Source organism: Pseudomonas sp. B611 (genome assembly GCF_055407965.1).
Genome location: NZ_JBUZST010000007.1, coordinates 1 through 18,683, shown reverse-complemented (window position 1 = coordinate 18,683; position 18,683 = coordinate 1). Strand labels below are relative to the sequence as shown.

Annotated in this window: 18 protein-coding genes; 10 read left to right on the top strand and 8 right to left on the bottom strand. The window is 62.0% G+C overall.

What is annotated here, in order from left to right:
* Positions 1-101: 101 nt before the first annotated feature.
* Both ACZRMO_RS16860 and ACZRMO_RS16855 read right to left on the bottom strand, forming a co-directional pair.
* Positions 102-1,250 (bottom strand): patatin-like phospholipase family protein, encoded by a 1,149-nt coding sequence (locus ACZRMO_RS16860; protein WP_463973552.1) that lies wholly within the window; start codon positions 1,248-1,250, stop codon positions 102-104.
* A 142-nt stretch (positions 1,251-1,392) separates the two neighbouring features.
* Positions 1,393-2,328: a lipid A biosynthesis lauroyl acyltransferase gene (locus ACZRMO_RS16855; protein ID WP_124526466.1), complete on the bottom strand. Its 936-nt coding sequence runs from the start codon at positions 2,326-2,328 to the stop codon at positions 1,393-1,395.
* 119 nt (positions 2,329-2,447) lie between these two features.
* Here ACZRMO_RS16855 and minC point away from each other — a divergent pair, with 119 nt between their 5' ends.
* From minC to ACZRMO_RS16820, 7 genes are all read left to right on the top strand, one after another.
* Positions 2,448-3,185, top strand: coding sequence for a septum site-determining protein MinC (gene minC / locus ACZRMO_RS16850; RefSeq protein ID WP_463973551.1), 738 nt, complete (start codon positions 2,448-2,450; stop codon positions 3,183-3,185).
* Positions 3,186-3,385: 200 nt separating this feature from the next.
* The gene (gene minD, locus ACZRMO_RS16845; RefSeq protein WP_017737535.1) at positions 3,386-4,198 is read left to right on the top strand and encodes a septum site-determining protein MinD; all 813 of its coding nucleotides are present in this window, start codon (positions 3,386-3,388) and stop codon (positions 4,196-4,198) included.
* A gap of 3 nt (positions 4,199-4,201) precedes the next feature.
* Positions 4,202-4,456, top strand: coding sequence for a cell division topological specificity factor MinE (gene minE, locus ACZRMO_RS16840; RefSeq protein ID WP_003175252.1), 255 nt, complete (start codon positions 4,202-4,204; stop codon positions 4,454-4,456).
* 96 nt (positions 4,457-4,552) lie between these two features.
* A complete protein-coding gene (locus tag ACZRMO_RS16835; RefSeq protein ID WP_017737534.1) occupies positions 4,553-5,188 on the top strand; it encodes an RluA family pseudouridine synthase in 636 nt (211 codons plus the stop codon).
* Between the two features lie 185 nt (positions 5,189-5,373).
* Complete coding sequence (locus ACZRMO_RS16830) at positions 5,374-6,663, top strand: M18 family aminopeptidase (RefSeq protein WP_017737533.1); 1,290 nt, start codon at positions 5,374-5,376, stop codon at positions 6,661-6,663.
* A 224-nt stretch (positions 6,664-6,887) separates the two neighbouring features.
* Positions 6,888-7,064 carry a hypothetical protein gene (locus tag ACZRMO_RS16825; RefSeq protein ID WP_010208820.1) on the top strand — a complete coding sequence of 59 codons (177 nt, stop codon included), beginning with the start codon at positions 6,888-6,890 and terminating at the stop codon, positions 7,062-7,064.
* Positions 7,065-7,116: 52 nt separating this feature from the next.
* Entirely contained in the window at positions 7,117-9,276 is a 2,160-nt protein-coding gene (locus ACZRMO_RS16820; RefSeq protein ID WP_463973724.1) for a mechanosensitive ion channel family protein, read from the top strand.
* Between the two features lie 138 nt (positions 9,277-9,414).
* Here ACZRMO_RS16820 and ACZRMO_RS16815 read toward each other — a convergent pair whose 3' ends face one another.
* The 5 genes from ACZRMO_RS16815 to ACZRMO_RS16795 form a co-directional block, all read right to left on the bottom strand.
* A complete protein-coding gene (locus ACZRMO_RS16815) occupies positions 9,415-9,636 on the bottom strand; it encodes an MbtH family protein (RefSeq protein WP_017527671.1) in 222 nt (73 codons plus the stop codon).
* Positions 9,637-9,718: 82 nt separating this feature from the next.
* Positions 9,719-11,113 carry a diaminobutyrate--2-oxoglutarate transaminase gene (locus tag ACZRMO_RS16810; RefSeq protein WP_463973550.1) on the bottom strand — a complete coding sequence of 465 codons (1,395 nt, stop codon included), beginning with the start codon at positions 11,111-11,113 and terminating at the stop codon, positions 9,719-9,721.
* A gap of 246 nt (positions 11,114-11,359) precedes the next feature.
* Positions 11,360-12,127, bottom strand: a complete 768-nt coding sequence (locus ACZRMO_RS16805; protein ID WP_463973549.1) for an N-acetylmuramoyl-L-alanine amidase — start codon at positions 12,125-12,127, stop codon at positions 11,360-11,362.
* A gap of 126 nt (positions 12,128-12,253) precedes the next feature.
* Positions 12,254-13,576, bottom strand: a complete 1,323-nt coding sequence (locus ACZRMO_RS16800; protein ID WP_463973548.1) for an ATP-binding protein — start codon at positions 13,574-13,576, stop codon at positions 12,254-12,256.
* Positions 13,573-14,253: a response regulator gene (locus tag ACZRMO_RS16795; protein WP_463973547.1), complete on the bottom strand. Its 681-nt coding sequence runs from the start codon at positions 14,251-14,253 to the stop codon at positions 13,573-13,575. Before ACZRMO_RS16795 ends, ACZRMO_RS16800 begins: the two co-directional genes overlap by 4 nt.
* 175 nt (positions 14,254-14,428) lie before the next feature.
* On the opposite strand from ACZRMO_RS16795, the gene dsbD reads away from it, so the two are divergent.
* From dsbD to dsbG, 3 genes are read left to right on the top strand one after another with little or no spacing between them, the layout of a single operon-like run.
* Positions 14,429-16,159: a protein-disulfide reductase DsbD gene (dsbD, locus tag ACZRMO_RS16790; RefSeq protein ID WP_463973546.1), complete on the top strand. Its 1,731-nt coding sequence runs from the start codon at positions 14,429-14,431 to the stop codon at positions 16,157-16,159.
* Positions 16,159-17,004: a TlpA family protein disulfide reductase gene (locus ACZRMO_RS16785; protein ID WP_463973545.1), complete on the top strand. Its 846-nt coding sequence runs from the start codon at positions 16,159-16,161 to the stop codon at positions 17,002-17,004. The genes dsbD and ACZRMO_RS16785 overlap by 1 nt, the downstream gene beginning before the upstream one ends.
* Positions 16,980-17,741: a thiol:disulfide interchange protein DsbG gene (dsbG, locus tag ACZRMO_RS16780; protein WP_463973544.1), complete on the top strand. Its 762-nt coding sequence runs from the start codon at positions 16,980-16,982 to the stop codon at positions 17,739-17,741. The genes ACZRMO_RS16785 and dsbG overlap by 25 nt, the downstream gene beginning before the upstream one ends.
* Positions 17,742-17,853: 112 nt before the next feature.
* Here the strand turns inward: dsbG and ACZRMO_RS16775 are convergent.
* On the bottom strand, positions 17,854-18,683 hold an 830-nt coding region (locus tag ACZRMO_RS16775), incomplete at its 5' end, for a carbohydrate binding domain-containing protein (protein ID WP_463973543.1).

The window sequence follows — 18,683 nt, the reverse complement described above, 5'->3', positions numbered from 1 at the left end:
CCGCGATTCCTTGTGGAAGCTGGCTTGCCTGCGATAGCAATCTGTCTGTGCCAATTTTATTGGCTGACATACCGCTATCGCAGGCAAGCCAGCTCCCACATTTAGTTTGGTGTGAGGCCCAAGAATTTCGACAATTCTTCCCGCTTGGCCAACGCATCCCGCCGCCCCAATTCGATCAACTCGCTGCAATACCCCGCCTCGAACAGCAAGTAACTCAACACCCCCGCCCCGCTCGTCTTGGTCGCCCCCGGCCCCCGCAAGAACAGACGCAACGCCGCCGGCAATTCCTGGCGATGCCGTGCCGCGATCTCGTCGATGGGCTGGCTCGGCGCAATCACCAACACTTCCACCGGCGCCAGGCCACGGGCCGCGCTGTCGGCCGGTTGGAAATGGCTGAACTGGTTGAGGCGTTCCAGCAACTCGATATCACTTTCCAGGCTGTCAATGAACGTGCTGTTGAGCATATGCCCGCCGATCTGCGCCAGGGTTGGCTCCTGGCCGGTGAAGGTACGCTGCACGGCCGGCTCATTGCCACGTGGGTTGCCGCTGACGCCCACCACCAGCACACGGCTGGCGCCTAGGTGCAGGGCCGGGCTGATGGGCGCGGATTGCCGCACGGCACCATCGCCGAAGTATTCGTGGTCGAGTTTGACCGGGGCGAACAGCAACGGGATCGCCGAACTGGCCAGCAGATGCTCCACCGACAATTGCGTGGGCACGCCGATACGCCGATGGCGCAACCAGGCGTCGATGGTGCCGCCGCCCTGATAGAACGTCACCGCCTGCCCGGATTCGTAGCCGAATGCGGTGATCGCCACTGCATGCAGGTGTTTGTTGCGGATGGCCTCGTCGATGCCGTCCAGATGCAGCTTGTCCTTGAGCAACGCTTTAAGGGGACTGCTGTTGAGCAGCGCCACCGGCACCTGAGCGCCCAGGCCCAGCAAACTATGGATAAAGAAGCGACTCGCCTGGCGAATCACCCCCGGCCAATCACTGCGCAGCACCAGATGGCTGCGAAAGCCCTGCCAGAAAGCAGTCAGGCGCTGGATCGCCGCGGTGAAATCCGTGGCACCGCTGGCCAGGCTGACGGCATTGATCGCGCCGGCCGAGGTGCCGACGATCACCGGAAACGGATTGGGTGCCCCCGGCGGCAACAACTCGGCAATCGCCGCCAACACTCCCACTTGATACGCCGCTCGCGCCCCACCGCCGGAAAGAATCAAGCCTGTAACCGGTTCAGCTGGGCGCATCGCGTCACTCCATGTGGGGAAAGGTCGGTCTTATTGTGGCGAGGGAGCTTGCTCCCGCTGGGCTGCGTAGCGGCCCCAACATCTTGGGAGCGCCTCGCACTCCAGCGGGAGCAAGCTCCCTCGCCACAAGTGCTCATCTGTCTTATCGGCGGCGTTTTTCGTACAGCTTGGGCTCGCCCGGTGGCCGGCTCTTGAAGCGGCGATGGGTCCACAGGTACTGCTCGGGGCACTGGCGCACCGAGGCTTCGACCCACTGGTTGATACGCAGGCAGTCGGCTTCATCGCTTTCGCCCGGGAAGTCGGTCAGCGGCGGATGGATCACCAGCCGGTAACCACTGCCGTCCGCCAGGCGCTCCTGGGTGAACGGCACCACCAGCGCCTTGCCCAGCTTGGCGAACTTGCTGGTGGCCGGCACTGTGGCGGCCTGGATGCCGAACAGCGGCACAAAGATGCTCTGCTTGGCGCCGTAGTCCTGATCCGGCGCATACCAGATCGCACGGCCGGCGCGCAGCAGCTTGAGCATGCCGCGCACGTCTTCGCGCTCGATGGCCAGGGAGTCGAGGTTATGGCGCTCACGGCCACGGCGCTGGATAAAGTCGAACAACGGGTTGCCGTGTTCGCGGTACATGCCATCGATGGTGTGCTTTTGCCCAAGCAGAGCCGCACCGATCTCCAGGGTGGTGAAGTGCAAGGCCATGAGGATCACGCCCTTGCCATCCAGCTGGGCCTGCTTGAGGTGTTCCAGCCCTTCGACATGGGCCAGGCGCGCCAGGCGCTGGCGCGACCACCACCAGCTCATGGCCATCTCAAAGAAGGCAATGCCGGTGGAGGCAAAGTTTTCTTTAAGCAAATGTTTACGCTCTTTCGCGGATTTTTCCGGGAAGCACAGTTCCAGGTTTCGCGCGGCGATGCGGCGGCGTTCGCCGGCCACACGGTACATCCCCGCACCCAGCAGGCGACCAATGGTCAACAGCGCACGGTACGGCAACTGGGTGACCAGCCACAGCAGGCCGAGCCCCAGCCATAACAGCCAGAAACGCGGGTGAAAAAATACAGCTCGAAAACGCGGGCGATCCATTACAGATTCCGGTAAAGACAGGGCCGCGCATTCTACAACGGTTCGACTCGGCTTGCGGCCAGTGGATGTTCTCGTTATAAGTCTCGACACTTTTCGTGACAAGCCGCTTTATGCCGACCATGAGCCAAACCGAACCGCTAGACCAAGATCCCGTGTTCCAGCTGAAAGGCAGCATGCTCGCCATCACCGTGCTGGAACTGGCCCGCAACGACCTCGACGCCCTGGACCGCCAGCTCGCCGCCAAGGTCGCCCTGGCGCCGAACTTTTTCAACAATGCCCCGCTGGTACTGGCCCTGGACAAACTTCCGGCTGGCCAGGGCCTTATCGACCTGCCCGGCCTGATGCGCGTGTGCCGCTCCCATGGCCTGCGCACCCTGGCGATTCGTGCCAGCCGTATCGAAGACATTGCCGCGGCCATCGCCATTGAACTGCCAGTACTGCCGCCGTCCGGCGCGCGCGAGCGTCCAATCGAACCATTGGTCGCCGAAGAGAAGAAAAAACCGGAAAAACCACCGGCTCCGACGATCAAGCCTACAAAGATCATCACCTCGCCCGTACGCGGCGGGCAGCAGATTTACGCCGAAGGCAGCGACCTGGTGGTGATCTCCTCGGTCAGTCCCGGGGCGGAACTTCTCGCCGATGGCAACATCCATGTATACGGCCCGATGCGTGGCCGTGCCCTGGCCGGCATCAAGGGTGATACCAAGGCGCGGATTTTTTGCCAGCAATTGACCGCTGAGCTAGTGTCCATCGCAGGCCGTTACAAGGTTTCCGAAGATTTGCGCCGTGATCCGCTCTGGGGGGCGGGGGTGCAGGTCAGCCTGTCGGGCGATGTGTTGAACATCCTCCGTCTTTAACGGATACTGCCGCATTTTCCAAGCATCTCTAGACTCTGATAGCACAGCGAAACTGGCATTACTTGTGTAGGAACATCTGAAGGTTGGCGTTTTTCCTGCGCAAACCCGTCTTTTCCCTACAAGGGCTGTCCGCCTGCGGCGAGTATCAAGAGATGTTTTTCAGGGACTGAAACGTCCTTTTTCCTTAGGGGTGAAACACCTTGGCCAAGATTCTCGTGGTTACATCCGGCAAGGGTGGTGTGGGTAAGACCACCACCAGCGCCGCTATCGGTACCGGCCTCGCTCTGCGCGGCCACAAGACAGTCATCGTCGACTTCGACGTCGGTTTGCGCAACCTCGACCTGATCATGGGCTGCGAACGCCGCGTGGTGTACGACTTCGTCAACGTGGTCAACGGCGAAGCCAACCTGCAACAGGCCCTGATCAAGGACAAGCGCCTTGAGAACCTGTACGTACTGGCTGCCAGCCAGACCCGCGACAAAGATGCGTTGACCAAGGAAGGCGTAGGCAAAGTCCTCGCTGAACTGAAGGAAACCTTCGAATACGTGGTGTGCGACTCCCCGGCGGGTATCGAAACCGGCGCTCACCTGGCGATGTACTTCGCCGATGAAGCCATCGTCGTGACCAACCCGGAAGTGTCCTCGGTACGTGACTCGGACCGCATGCTCGGCCTGCTGGCCAGCAAGTCCCAGCGCGCCGAAAAAGGTGAAGACCCGATCAAGGAACACCTGCTGCTGACCCGTTACAACCCTGAGCGCGTCAGCAACGGCGAAATGCTCGGTGTTGAAGACGTGAAGGACATCCTTGCAGTGACCCTGCTGGGCGTGATCCCGGAATCCCAGGCCGTGCTGAAGGCATCCAACCAGGGCGTGCCGGTGATTCTTGATGACCAGAGCGACGCCGGCCAGGCGTACAGCGATGCGGTTGATCGCTTGCTCGGCAAGACCGTGGAACATCGCTTCCTCGATGTAAAGAAGAAGGGATTCTTCGAGCGTATCTTTGGAGGCAACTAAACAATGAAATTTCTCGACTTCTTTCGCGCCAACAAAAAGCCAAGTACCGCGTCGGTAGCGAAAGAGCGTCTACAGATCATCGTGGCGCACGAACGCGGCCAACGCAGCACGCCGGACTACCTGCCAGCCTTGCAGAAGGAACTGGTCGAGGTGATCCGCAAGTACGTCAATATCGGCAACGATGACGTGCATGTCGCCCTGGAAAACGACGGCAGCTGCTCGATTCTGGAACTCAATATCACCCTGCCTGATCGTTAAGCGAACAGGCGGTCGCCACGGCGGCTCGCGCACCTTGTTCCCTTTTGGGGACCTGGGTGGGCGAGCCGCCGTTGGCGTTTGTTACGAGGCTGTTTAATGCCGTTGTCCAATATCCATATCATTCATCAGGACGACGCCGTCCTGGTGGTGAACAAGCCGACCCTGCTGCTCTCGGTGCCTGGCCGCGCCGATGACAACAAGGACTGCCTGATCACCCGCCTGCAGGAAAACGGCTACCCCGAAGCCCGCATCGTCCATCGCCTGGACTGGGAAACTTCAGGGATCATCCTGCTGGCACGCGATGCCGACACGCACCGCGAACTGTCCCGCCAATTTCACGACCGTGAAACCGAAAAAGCCTACACCGCCCTGGCCTGGGGCCAACCGGAACTGGACAGCGGCAGCATCGACCTGCCCCTGCGCTACGACCCGCCCACCAAGCCACGCCATGTGGTGGACCACGAGTTCGGCAAACACGCGCTGACCTTCTGGAAAGTGCTGGAACGCTGTGGCGACTGGTGCCGTGTGGAGCTGACGCCGATTACCGGGCGTTCGCACCAGTTGCGCGTGCATATGCTTTCTATCGGCCACCCACTCCTGGGCGACGGCCTGTACGCCCACGAACAAGCCCTGGCCGCCTGGCCGCGCCTGTGCCTGCACGCAAGCATGCTGAGCTTCACCCACCCGCAAAGCGGCGAGCGTTTGCGCTTCGAGTGCCCGGCCCCGTTCTAAAGTTGGCAATACAATCAAAATGTGGGAGCGGGCTTGCTCGCGAAGGCGGTCTGTCAGTACCAAAAATGTTGACTGACACACCGCCTTCGCGAGCAAGCCCGCTCCCACATTTAGTTCTGCGCCAGTTCTAGACACCGAGTGAAACCAATACGGTAAACTCCGCGCATTGCTGTCTGGAGCTATTTATGCGCGAAGCGTTGAATCAAGGCCTGATTGACTTCCTCAAGGCCTCCCCTACTCCTTTTCATGCCACTGCTGCCCTGGCCCAGCGCCTGGAAGCCGCCGGTTACCAGCGTCTCGACGAGCGCGAAACCTGGGCCACCGAGGCCAACGGGCGCTATTACGTGACCCGCAACGACTCTTCGATCATCGCCTTCAAGCTCGGCCGCCACTCGCCGTTGCAGGGCGGTATCCGCCTGGTCGGCGCCCACACCGACAGCCCGTGCCTGCGGGTCAAGCCCCAGCCCGAGCTGCAACGCCAAGGTTTCTGGCAGTTGGGCGTCGAAGTCTACGGCGGCGCGCTGCTGGCACCGTGGTTTGACCGCGACCTGTCCCTGGCCGGCCGCGTGACCTTCCGCCGCGACGGCAAGGTCGAAAGCCAACTGATCGACTTCAAGCTGCCCATCGCCATCATCCCCAACCTGGCCATCCACCTGAACCGTGAAGCCAACCAGGGTTGGGCGATCAATGCCCAGACCGAGCTGCCGCCGATCCTCGCGCAATTTGCCGGCGATGAGCGCGTGGACTTCCGCGCAGTGCTCACCGAGCAACTCGCCCGCGAACACGGCCTGAACGCCGACGTGGTGCTCGACTACGAGCTGAGCTTCTACGACACGCAAAGCGCAGCCGTGATCGGCCTGAATGGCGACTTCATCGCCGGCGCCCGCCTCGACAACCTGTTGTCGTGCTACGCCGGCCTGCAAGCCTTGCTCACCAGCGAAACCGATGAAACCTGCGTGCTGGTGTGCAACGACCACGAAGAAGTCGGCTCCTGCTCAGCCTGTGGCGCCGATGGCCCGATGCTGGAACAGACCCTGCGCCGCCTGCTGCCGGAAGGGGATGAATTCGTACGCACCATTCAGAAATCCCTGCTGGTTTCGGCGGACAACGCCCACGGCGTGCATCCAAACTACGCCGAGAAGCACGACGCCAACCACGGCCCCAAGCTCAACGCCGGGCCTGTGATCAAGGTCAACAGCAACCAGCGCTACGCCACCAACAGCGAAACCGCCGGGTTCTTCCGCCACCTGTGCATGGCCGAGGAAGTGCCGGTGCAGAGCTTCGTGGTGCGCAGCGACATGGGCTGCGGCTCGACCATCGGCCCGATCACCGCCAGCCACCTGGGCGTGCGCACCGTGGATATCGGCTTGCCGACGTTTGCCATGCACTCCATTCGCGAGCTGTGCGGTAGCCATGACCTGGCGCATCTGGTGAAGGTGTTGGGGGCTTTCTACGCCAGTCGCGATTTGCCCTGATACTTCGGGCTGACTCGGTCAAAAATGTGGGAGCGGGCTTGTGTGGGAGCGGGCTTGCTCGCGAATGCGGTCTGTCAGTACCAAAAGTGCTGACTGACACACCGCATTCGCGAGCAAGCCCGCTCCCACATTTGGTTCTGCGTTAACCTGACCCATATCACTCCCACTTCCAAAAATCCGACCTAGACTTGTCACTATTCCCACTCCGACAAGGCCGTCGCACCATGATCTCCATGTCCTCCTTCCACGCCATGCTTATTCCGATCCTGATCGGCATGATCATGCTGGCCGTGGGCTTCAACTTTCGCGACAAACCCCTGGGCGTGTTCGGCATGTGGATCGGCATGCTGCTGATCCTCGGCACCGTGGTGTACAAAATCCTCGCCAAACTGGCCGAATGACCCCTGCCCTCGTACACTCGGTCAACCCGTCGTGTTCAAGGTTGACCGCCTAGTGTTCTCCCGCCTGCTTGCCCTGCCCTGCTACCTGCTGATCGCCCTGCTCACCTTGCTGCCGCTCGCGCCTGCCCACGCCGTGGGCCTGCCCGGCTTGCTTGGCAGCAACAACAAGGCCCAGCCCCAGGCCGAAGTGCCGCTGGGGCAGTCGCTGGACGAGGTGATCAAGACCCTGGAGAACGACCAGCAGCGCACCCAACTGCTGAGCGACCTGAAAAAACTGCGCGCCGCCACACAAAAAGCCCAACCCGCCGCCGAAGAAGGTGTGCTGGGGTTGATCGGCGGTACGCTGGCCAATCTGGAAGCGCAGTTTTCCGGGGCCGACAGCCCGCTGGGGCGCTGGTCCAATGAATTCGAGCAAGCCAAGGATGAATTCAGCGCCCTGTTGCTGCCGGCCAACGAATGGCTGCCGATCATTTTCGGCTTTGCCTTGATCCTGGCGGTGTGGAGCCTGCTGGCCTACGCACTGATCTGGCTCAGCCACCGCGTGCGCGAACGTTTCGGCCTCCCCGAAGAGCTGCCGCAACACCCGCGCACCTGGGACATGGTGCGCTTCGCCCTGCGCAAACTGGGGCCGTGGCTGATCGCGTTGGTGATCACGGTGTACCTGAGCTACGTGCTGCCGTCGTCCCTGGGCAAATCCCTGGCGATGGTGCTGGCCTATGCGCTGGTGGTCGGCACCTGTTTCTCGGCGATCTGTGTAATTGCGTTTTCGGTGCTCGACGGCCCGCACCGCCATCGCGCCCTGTATATCCTGCGCCACCAGGCCTTCCGCCCGCTGTGGTGGATCGGCAGCTTTGCCGCCTTCGGTGAAGCCTTGAGCGACCCACGGCTGGTCCAGGCCCTGGGCCAGCACCTGTCCCACACGGCGGCCACCGTCGCCAATGTGATGGCTGCGTTGTCCACCGGCGTATTCATCCTGCGTTTCCGCCGGCCGATTGCCCACCTGATCCGCAACCAGCCGCTGTCGCGCCGCCTCACGCGCCGCGCCCTGAGCGACACCATCGAGATCATCGGTTCCTTCTGGTACATCCCGGCCTTGCTGCTGGTGGGTATCTCGCTGTTCGCCACCTTTGTCTCCGCCGGCGACACCAGCACCGCGTTGCGCCAATCGCTGTTGTGCACGGTGTTGCTGGTGTTGTGCATGGTGATCAACGGCCTGGTGCGGCGTCACGCGCTCAAGCCTCAACGCGGGCACAAGCGCCATGCGTTGTACTCCGAGCGGCTGAAAAGTTTTGTCTACACCCTCGCCCACCTGGTGGTGTGGCTGGTGTTTATCGAATTGGGCCTGCGGGTGTGGGGCCTGTCGCTGATTCGTTTTACCGAAGGCGACGGCCATGAAATCAGCGTCAAGCTGTTCGGCCTGGCCGGCACATTGCTGTTTGCGTGGCTGATCTGGATCCTCAGCGACACCGCGATCCACCACGCCCTCACCCGCTCGCGCAAAGGCCTGGCGAATGCGCGTGCGCAGACCATGATGCCGCTGATCCGCAACGTGTTGTTCGTGACCATCTTTATCATCGCCGCCATCGTCGCCCTGGCAAACATGGGCATGAACGTCACGCCGCTGCTGGCCGGTGCCGGTGTGATCGGTTTGGCCATCGGTTTTGGCGCACAGTCACTGGTGGCGGACTTGATCACCGGCCTGTTCATCATCATCGAAGACTCCCTGGCCATCGATGACTACGTGGACGTCGGCGGCCACCTCGGCACCGTCGAGGGCCTGACCATCCGTACCGTGCGCCTGCGCGATATCGACGGCATCGTGCACACCATTCCGTTCAGCGAAATCAAGAGCATCAAGAACTACTCGCGGGAGTTCGGCTACGCGATCTTCCGGGTGGCGATCCCGTACAACATGGAAATCGACGACGCCATCAAGCTGATGCGCGATGTCGGCCAGAAGATGCGCAACGACCCGCTGCAACGCCGCAATATCTGGTCGCCACTGGAGATTCAGGGGGTGGAGAGTTTCGAGTCGGGCAGCGCGATCCTGCGCGCACGGTTCAAAACGGCGCCGATCAAGCAGTGGGAAGTGTCGCGGGCGTTCAACTTGTCACTGAAGCGGCATCTGGATGAGGCGGGGTTGGATCTGGCTACGCCGCGTTTGAGTGTGCAGGTGGTGACAGCCGGGTCGGAAAAAGAGAAGAACACCTAAAAGGCAACACCGTCCCAATGTGGGAGCGGGCTTGCTCGCGAATGCGCAGTGTCAGTCAATTCGTCTCTGACTGACCCACCGCATTCGCGAGCAAGCCCGCTCCCACACAAGCCCGCCCCCACATTTGATCTGCGCTGCTTAAGCTAGCGCAGCACCATCCATCTTCTGACGCAGGCTCAACGGGCGCATATCGGTCCAAGTCTCTTCGATATAGGCCAGGCACTCTTTCTTCAGGCCGCTCTTGCCCACGGTGCGCCAGCCTTCCGGCACGGCCTTGTAGTCGGGCCAGATGGAATACTGCTCTTCATGGTTGACCACTACCTGAAACAGGATGTCGTCGCGGTCAAATACTGAGGTCATTGCTGTTCTCCATCGCTAAAAGGCTGGCTGCGCACCACGCGCAGCGCTGATATCTGTAGAAACGTACAGAGCCGCGAAAAAATTAGAGGCTGGCGACCGCTGCGGCCAAGGCGCGACCAAAGATCTCGGCCACCCGGTCCACTTCAGCAGCGGTGATCACCAGTGGCGGCAGAAAGCGCACCACACTGCCATGGCGCCCGCCCAGCTCCAGGATCAGGCCGCGCTTGAGGCATTCACGCTGCACCAGCGGCGCCAGTTGGCGATGCACCGGCGGATGGCCCTGGCTATCGACGGTGCCCTGCGGATCGACCAGCTCCACCCCCAACATCAGCCCGCGACCGCGAATATCTCCCAGTTGCGGGAAGTCGCGTTGCAAGATGCGCAGGTGTTCACCCAGGCGCCCGCCCATGGCGGCGGCATGGCTGGCCAGGTCGTGCTCCTTGAGGTAACGCATCACCGCCGATCCCGCCGCCATGGCCATCTGATTGCCACGGAACGTCCCGGCATGCGCGCCCGGCAGCCAGGTGTCGAGCCAGTCGCGGTACACCACCACCGCCAGCGGCAGGCTGCCGCCGATGGCCTTGGACATCACCACCACATCCGGGATGATGCCGGCGTGCTCAAAGGCAAACATCTTGCCGGTGCGACCGAAGCCGCTCTGGATCTCGTCGACGATCAACGCCACGCCGGCGCTCGCGGTGATACGGCGCAGGCCGCGCAGCCAGTCGAGGTCGGCCGGGATCACGCCGCCCTCACCCTGCACCACTTCGACAATCACCGCTGCCGGCAGCAATACCCCGGCTTCCGGGTCGTTCAGCAGGTTCTCCAGGTAATGCAGGTTGACCCGCACCCCCTCCGCGCCGCCCAGGCCGAACGGGCAACGGTAGTCGTACGGGTACGGCAGAAACTGCACGCCGTTGCTGAGCAACGCGCCCAAGGGTTTTTTCGGCCCCAGGCTGCCCATCAGGCTCAAGGCGCCCTGGCTCATGCCGTGGTAGCCGCCCTGGAACGACAGCACCGTGCTGCGTCCGGTGGCCGTGCGCACCAGTTTCAATGCGGCTTCCACCGCATCCGTACCGGTGGGCCCGCAGAACTGGATTTTCGCTTGTTGCGCCAGCTCTGCCGGCAGCAGGCCGAACAGGTCCTGCACAAATTGATCCTTGACCGGCGTGGTCAAGTCCAGGGTGTGCAACGGCAGTTCATCGCTCAACACCTGCTGGATAGCCGCGATCACCACCGGGTGGTTATGCCCCAGCGCCAGGGTGCCGGCGCCGGCCAGGCAGTCGATGAAACTGCGGCCTTCGACGTCTTCCACGTAGATGCCCTTGGCGCGTTTGAGCGCCAGGGGGATGCGCCGCGGGTAACTGCGGGCGTTGGACTCCTGCTGGCGCTGGCGGGCCAGCAGCGGGGTTTCGTCGAACTGGTAGAGCGTTTCGTGAAGCGGGGTGTCTTCGATATGGCTGATAGCGACGGACATTACTCGATCCCTCATCTGATTCCTGTTCTGGAAACGCACCAGCGAAGGGAGGATTTAGGCCGGTGGTCACTAAAAAGCCTGAGTGCTTGAGGACATCTGCCAGATAGGCACAGATACAAAATGTGGGAGCGGGCTTGCTCGCGAATGCAGAGTGTCAGTCAATACATGTGTAACTGACCCACCGCTTTCGCGAGCAAGCCCGCTCCCACATTTGGACCGAGTTAGACACAAGATATGTGTATGCGGTCAAAGGCTGCGGTACTTTTCATTCAAGGCATACAAGATCGCGCAGGTCTGCGCATCCAGAAACCCGCCATAATCCCGCGCCCGAAAGTGCATCTGGAACGCCCGCGTGCGCTGTTCAAACGCCCGCCGGTTCTGCGCAGGTTTGTACCCGTAACGCTGAAACGCCCGCTCCACCTCGACCTCCGGCGGCAAGCCGAGGCAAAACCGGCGCTGGTACATCGCCCGCGTCGCCTCATCGAACCAGGCGCCGATCCCCGCCTCATGCAAGCGCTGCCACGGCAGGCGCGGGCCGGGATCACTTTTGCGCCAATACGCCACATCCGAGTGCCCGAGGATATCACTCGGGCCGATCTGCGGGTAACGGCCAAGAATGTCGCGCATCAGCGCGATCAACACATCGATCTGTTCCTCCGCGTACGCAGGAAAGGTAAACACGCCGCCGTCATCCCGTGCCAGGTTGACGATTTCGATGCCAATCGCGCAGCTATTGAGGTTATCCCGCCCACCCCACTGGCTGACCCCGGCATGCCAGGCGCGCTGGTCTTCGTCTACCAGGCGGAATACGCGCAGTTCCTCATAACCGGCGGCGCGGTAGCTGGGTTCATCCGGGTCGGGCAATAGATAGTGCGCGCTGACGCCATCGCGCGTCAGGGTGCGCAGGGATGAGCCAAAGGGCGCAGCGGTGTAATGCAGGATCAGTTGGCGCACGGCGTCGCCGTTGCGTTCATTGAAATCCTTGGAGGGAAAACTGGTATCGATCACCAACATAAAAGCTGTCCTTTTCAGTCCAGGCCGAATCATTCAGCCCGTTCAAGCGCAAAAAAATTACCGCCATCCTGAAGGGTTGAATTCCAGGTGGGCGGTAACTATTTGTTGGCGCTTGAAAGAAAAGGATCAGCGCCGCAGCGGCATGCCCAACTCAACCCGCAGGCCATCGGCCTGGCTGTCGAATTTCAACGAGCAAGAGCAGCGCTGCACGATCGCCTGCACGATCGCCAGGCCCAGGCCGCAGCCTTCGCTGTTGCCATTGCGCCAGAAACGCTGGGTGAGGTATTGCAAGTCCTCGCTGGAGATCTGCTTGCCATGGTCACGCACGCGGAACACCACATGCTCGGCGTCGGTGAACACAGTTAGTTCCACGCGTGTATCGGCGGGCGTGTGGCGCAAGGCGTTGTCCAGCAAGTTGCGCAGCGCCGCGACCGCCAGGCCCACCGGCATTTCCACCGGGGTGTCGACGAGGTTGTCCGCCAGGATCAGGTCGATGCGCCCGTTGTCGCCGGCATTGGCGTCCTGGATGGCCAGCCGCGCGACTTGCTCGGCGCTGGATTGCAAACCGTCGTCGAAGGACAGGCTGCCTTCCACGCGCGCCAGCAACAGCAGTTGCTCCAGGGTACGGTGCAAACGGTCGGCGCCCTCCTCAGCATGGACCAGGGACTGGTCGCGCGCCGCACCGTCGGTCATGCGGGCCACTTGCAGGTGGGTCTTGATGGCCGTCAGCGGGCTGCGCAGCTCATGGGCCGCGTCGCCGGTGAGGCGGCGCTCGCGCTCGATGGCTTTGGCAATGCGCTGGAACAGTTGGTTCTGGGTGTCGAGCAGCGGCTTGAGTTCGCTGGGCAGCGGGTGGATCTGCAACGGTTCCAGGGAGTCGGCACTGCGCCGCATCAGCGCGTCACGCATGCGGTTGAGCGGCACCAGGCTCTGGCCGATACCCAGCCACAACAGGCACAGGCAACCGAGCATCGCCACGCCCACCGGCACCGAAGCGGCGAGCAGGATCGACAGGTTCAACGCCTCGCGCTCCACCTGACGGTCAGCGGTGGTGATCAACAGATCGCCACGGGACAAGGTGAAACTGCGCCACGCCGCGCCGTCGATGACCTGGTCGCGAAAGCCGCTGCGCATGGACTCCAGGCCCTCGTCCGGGGTCGTGTGGCTGCGGGCCAGGACTTCGCCGCGCAACGAACTGACCTGGCAGGCCATGCCGCCCGGCACATTCAGTGGCTTGGCGCCGAAATGCTTGCCCACACTGGAACTGGCCAAGCCCGGCATCTCTTCCATCAGCCCGGCGACCATGCGCGCCGAAGCCACCAGGCGCTGGTCGAGGGAGAACATCATCTGGTTGCGCAGATCGTTGAGCATCCAGGCCGCCGCCAGGGCCCAGATCAACACAAAGGCGGCGCCCAGCTTGAACGTCAGGCGCAGGCGCAGGCTTTTCACGACGCGTCCTCTCCATCGTCCGCCGGGCCCAGGCGGTAGCCGAGGCCGCGCACCGTCTCGACGATGCCGTTGCCCAACTTGCGGCGCAGGTGGTGGATATGCACGTTCAGCGCGTTGCTTTCCAGTTCATCATTGAAGCCATAGACGCTGTCCTTGAGCTGCTCGCTGGACAGCACTCGGCCCTTGTTGTGCAGCAGGGCTTGCAACAACGCCTGCTCGCGACGGGACAGGTCCACCGGTTCGCCACCGAGAAAAGTCTCGCGGCTGCTCGGGTCGTAGGCCAAGCGGCCATGCTCGATCAGGTTGACGCTGCGCCCGGCCATGCGTCGCAACAAGGTTTGCAGGCGGGCGGCCAGCTCGCGCAGGTCGAAGGGTTTGAGCAGGTAATCGTCGGCACCGGCTTGCAGGCCGTCGACGCGGTTGGTCACGGAATCCCGTGCGGTGAGGATCAGCACCGGGATTTCCAGGCCCTGGCTGCGCTGTTGCTGCAGCAGCTTGAGGCCATCTTCGTCCGGCAAGCCAAGATCGAGCACCATGATGTCGAACGTCGCCGCCTTGAGCATGGCCCGTGCAGCCGCCGCCGTGCCAACGCGCTCCACGGTAAAACCCTGGGCGGTGAGGCCGGCCACGATGCCGCTGGCGATCAGATCATCGTCTTCGCAGACCAGTACGTGCATGCTGAACCCTTCATGAAAGATGGCGTGATTAAAAGTGCAGCCGATTAAGTACAGATTATGCCGCTAAAAGATCCATGCTCAGAGATTCCCTACCCTCTAGAATAGCCCCGGTTAATCATCGGTTAATCAACGCCACACATTGTGTGCCTCACTTGCATCGAACTAAGGCTTGACCATGCGGCATCTGTTTATCTTTCTGCTGGTGTTGTTCGCGGGGTTCGCCCAGGCCGCGCCGGGCAATCCGTTTGAGACAAAACCCGACTTCCTCCCGGTGGGCAAGGCTTTCACCTTTACCTCCGAGCGCCTGGAAAGTGGCGAGACCCAACTGTATTGGCAGATTGCCGACGGTTACTACCTGTACCAGCAGCGCATGAAGTTCGACGGCCTGGCCGAGAAACCCGTGCTGCCCCAGGGTGAAGCCCATAGCGATGAATTCTTCGGCGAGCAGCAAGTGTATCGCCAGGGCCTGGAAGTGAAAATTCCTGCCGGCGTCACCGGCCAGGTCAAGCTGGGCTGGCAGGGTTGCGCCGATGCGGGCCTGTGTTATCCGCCGCAGTCGATGACCGTGGACCTGGGCGGGGCAGCCAAGCCAGCAGTGGCTGGCGGTACGGCCGACGACCAGAAAATCGCCCGATTCCTCAGTGAACGGAACCTGTTCTGGAGCTTGCTGGCGATTTTCGCGCTCGGCCTGGGCCTGGCGTTTATGCCCTGCTCGTTGCCCATGTTGCCGATTCTCGCGGGCCTGGTGGTGGGCAGTGGCGCCAGCCCGCGGCGCGGCTTTGCCCTCGCCGGCAGCTACGTGGTGTGCATGGCCCTGGTGTATGCCGCACTGGGCGTGGTGGCGGCCCTGCTCGGCGCCAACCTGCAGGCGTGGCTGCAGCAACCCTGGGTGCTCGGTTCCATCGCGACGCTGTTTGTGTTGCTGGCGCTGCCCATGTTCGGCTTCTTCGAGCTGCAACTGCCGGCATTCCTGCGTGATCGCCTGGACAACCTCAGCCGCCAGCAAAGCGGCGGCAGCATGGTCGGGGCCGGCATACTCGGCGCCCTCTCCGCGCTGGTGGTGGGCCCCTGCATGACGGCCCCCCTGGCGGGCCTGCTGCTGTATATCGGCCAGACCGGCGACGTGGTGTTCGGTGGCCTCGCGCTGTTCACCCTCGGCATCGGCATCGGTGTGCCGCTGTTGTTGCTCGTCACCCTGGGCAACGGTGTGCTGCCCAAGTCCGGCAGTTGGATGAACCTGGTCAAGGGCATCTTCGGCTTCCTGTTCCTCGGCAGCGCCGTGCTGATGATCCGCCCGGTGGTCGATGCCAGCCTGTGGCTCGGCTTGTGGGGCGCATTGGCGCTGGTCATGGCCTACTGCGGCTGGACGCTGGCCCGCGAATACGGCCTGGCCGCCAAGGTGTTTGGCGCCGGCTCCCTGGTCCTGGGTCTGTGGGGCGCAGTGTTGGTGGTGGGCGCGGCCGGTGGCAGCGATGACCTGTGGCAACCGCTGAAGGTCTATGGCGGCTCGCCGGTGGCGGCTGCACCCAGCGCCCACGATGCCTTCATGACCATCAGCGACCCCGCCGTGCTGCAAAGCCAGCTCGACAGCGCCAAGGCCCAGGGTCAGTGGGTGCTGGTGGACTACTATGCCGACTGGTGCGTGTCCTGCAAGATCATGGAAAAACAGGTGTTCGGCAAACCCGAGGTGATGGACGCCCTCAAGGACGTGCGCCTGCTGCGCCTGGACGTCACCGCCGACAACGCCGCCAGCCGCGAACTGCTGGGCCGCTACAAAGTGCCCGGCCCGCCGAGCTTCGTATGGATCGGCCCGGACGGTGAAGAACGCCGCGCCCAACGCATCACCGGCGAAGTGGATGCCGCCGCCTTCCTGCAACGCTGGACGCAAACCCGAGACGCCCTCTGATGTTGACCCTGACCATCGGCACCTTCGCCATCGCCCTGAATCACCTCCTGCTGATCAGCGCGCTGATTCTCGCCACCCTGGTGGGTTGGCGCGTGGCCAAGCGTGGCGGTGAGAACCCGGAATCGGTGCTGTTCAGCCTGTTCCTGCTGGGCATGCTGGTGGCGCGGCTCAGCTTTGTGTTGGTGTACTGGAGCGACTACAGCCACGACCCGCTGCTGATGGTGGACCTGCGTGACGGCGGCTTCCTCGCCTGGCCCGGCGTCATTGCCCTGATCCTCGGCGCGCTGGCGTTTGGCTGGCGCCGCCCGGCCCTGCGCACGCCGCTGGGTGCAGGGGTGGTCACCGGTCTGGTGTTCTGGGGGCTGACCAGTTTGTCCCTGAGCCTGTACGACAAGGGCGCCCAACTGCCGGACATCACCCTGCGCAATGCCAGCGGCGAAACGGTGCAACTGGCCGATTACAAGGGCGGCCCGCTGGTGATCAACCTGTGGGCCACCTGGTGCCCACCGTGCCGCCGGGAAATGCCCGTGCTGGAACGCGCACAACGCCAACATCCCGACGTGACCTTCCTGTTCGTCAACCAGGCCGAAAGCATGCAAAGCGTCAGCACCTACCTCGCCACCCAGGGCCTGACCCTCGACAACGTGCTGTTCGACGCCAGCGGCCGCCTCGGCCAGGCCGTGGGCTCGATGGCCTTGCCGACTACGCTGTTCTACAGCGCCGATGGACGCCTGCTCAACAGCCACCTTGGTGAACTGTCCCAAGCCAGCCTGGCCCGCGCCATGGAACCCTTCGACACCGCCCCTGCAAGGAAACCCACATGCCAAGCCTCCGCCACCTGCTGACCCTGCTGCCGCTGACTCTTGCAGCCACCCTGGCCCAGGCCGAAGACTGGCCAGCGCCGATCAAACAGATCGAAGCCAAGGGCGCCAAGATCCTCGGCAAGTTCGACGCCCCCAGCGGCCTCACCGGCTACGCCGCGCAGTACCAGAACCGCGGCATGGCCCTGTACCTGACCGCTGACGGCAAAAGCGTGCTAGCCGGCAACCTCTACGACGCCCAAGGCAACGACCTGAGCAGCGCGCCCCTGGAAAAACTGGTGTACGCGCCGATGGCCAAGGAAGTCTGGGCCAAGATGGAAAAAAGCAGCTGGATCCAGGACGGCGACGTCAACGCGCCACGTATCGTCTACCTGTTCAGCGACCCCAACTGCCCGTACTGCAACATGTTCTGGGAACAGGCGCGCCCGTGGGTCAAGGCCGGCAAGGTGCAGTTGCGCCACATCATGGTCGGCATCATCCGCGAAGACAGCGCGGCCAAATCCGCCGCATTGTTCGCCGCCAAAGACCCGCAAAAGGCCCTGGAAGAACACGAAGCCGCCGGCAAGGGCAGCAAGCTGCAGGCACTGGCGAAGATCCCGGCGAATATCGAGGCCAAGTTGGATGGGAACATGAAGTTGATGGATGAACTGGAGTTGTCGGCGACGCCGGCGATTTTCTATCTGGATGACAAGGGTGGGTTGCAGCAACAGCAAGGGGCGCCGTCGCCGGAGAAGTTGGGGAAGATTTTAGGGCCGAAATAACGCCGACAGGTTTCTATAGGGATGACAAAAGTATTCACCCGAACAACAATCGAACACTTCCATTTAGAAAAATAGAAGTGTTCGACTTTGCCCTGTGGTTTAGGCCTTACCGTTACACCTCTCTTACATAAATCTTATCCAGGAGATAATCGTTCCCTCCACCAGTGTAAACATGAGAGTCGATGTTCAGCTGCATGCTCGCTGAGGTCGCTGTGAACGTTCCAACCAGTTCGGTCCAAACCATATGTGGAAAATCAGTTTGCGCCGTAACGGGAGCACTATTTACGCTCAACGAAAAACGCGGAACAGCACCTGCCAGGTTGAAACGCTTCACTGTAATGCTGAAACTATATGTGCGACCTACCTCAAAGCCGTGAATAATTTTAAACAGTAAAGCGCCATTACTTTTTTCCGAATAGGTGAAGTTAAACAAACACCCATTACCGTCCGCCTCCCGATAATGTACCAAGTCCCTTGGGTCCGCCGCCGCAGGCCCCCGCCGCCAACCGTTTAGGTCTCCATTATCAGTAAAGTCCGATAAATCACAGAAAGGTTTGGTAACCGTAAGGTTTAACTCCGGAAAATCAATCGCATTGCCCACGACGCCACCTTTATCGGGCGTTGCTTTAAACGCAACGACCAACGGAGTGTTAGTACGCAGTTTTTCCAATTCTGTACGTTTGAGCAGTTTGTTCAATCCGTCCGACACATCCCCCGAGGTAATTGGATTAGCGACAGCCACTTTGATGGTGTAGCGAGCACCGGTCTGATCCTCGATCCCCCTGCACTCCAGCCAGCCAAGTTGGTCCAACAGAATAAACCACCACGGTTCCACAGTGATGCGCGCATCTCCGGGGAAGGTGCGTAGATCCAGAACGCCACCCTGCTGGGCCCGAGGCGTGGCTTCCTCTACGACCGGCGTCGGCAGGCGCACAGGCTTGC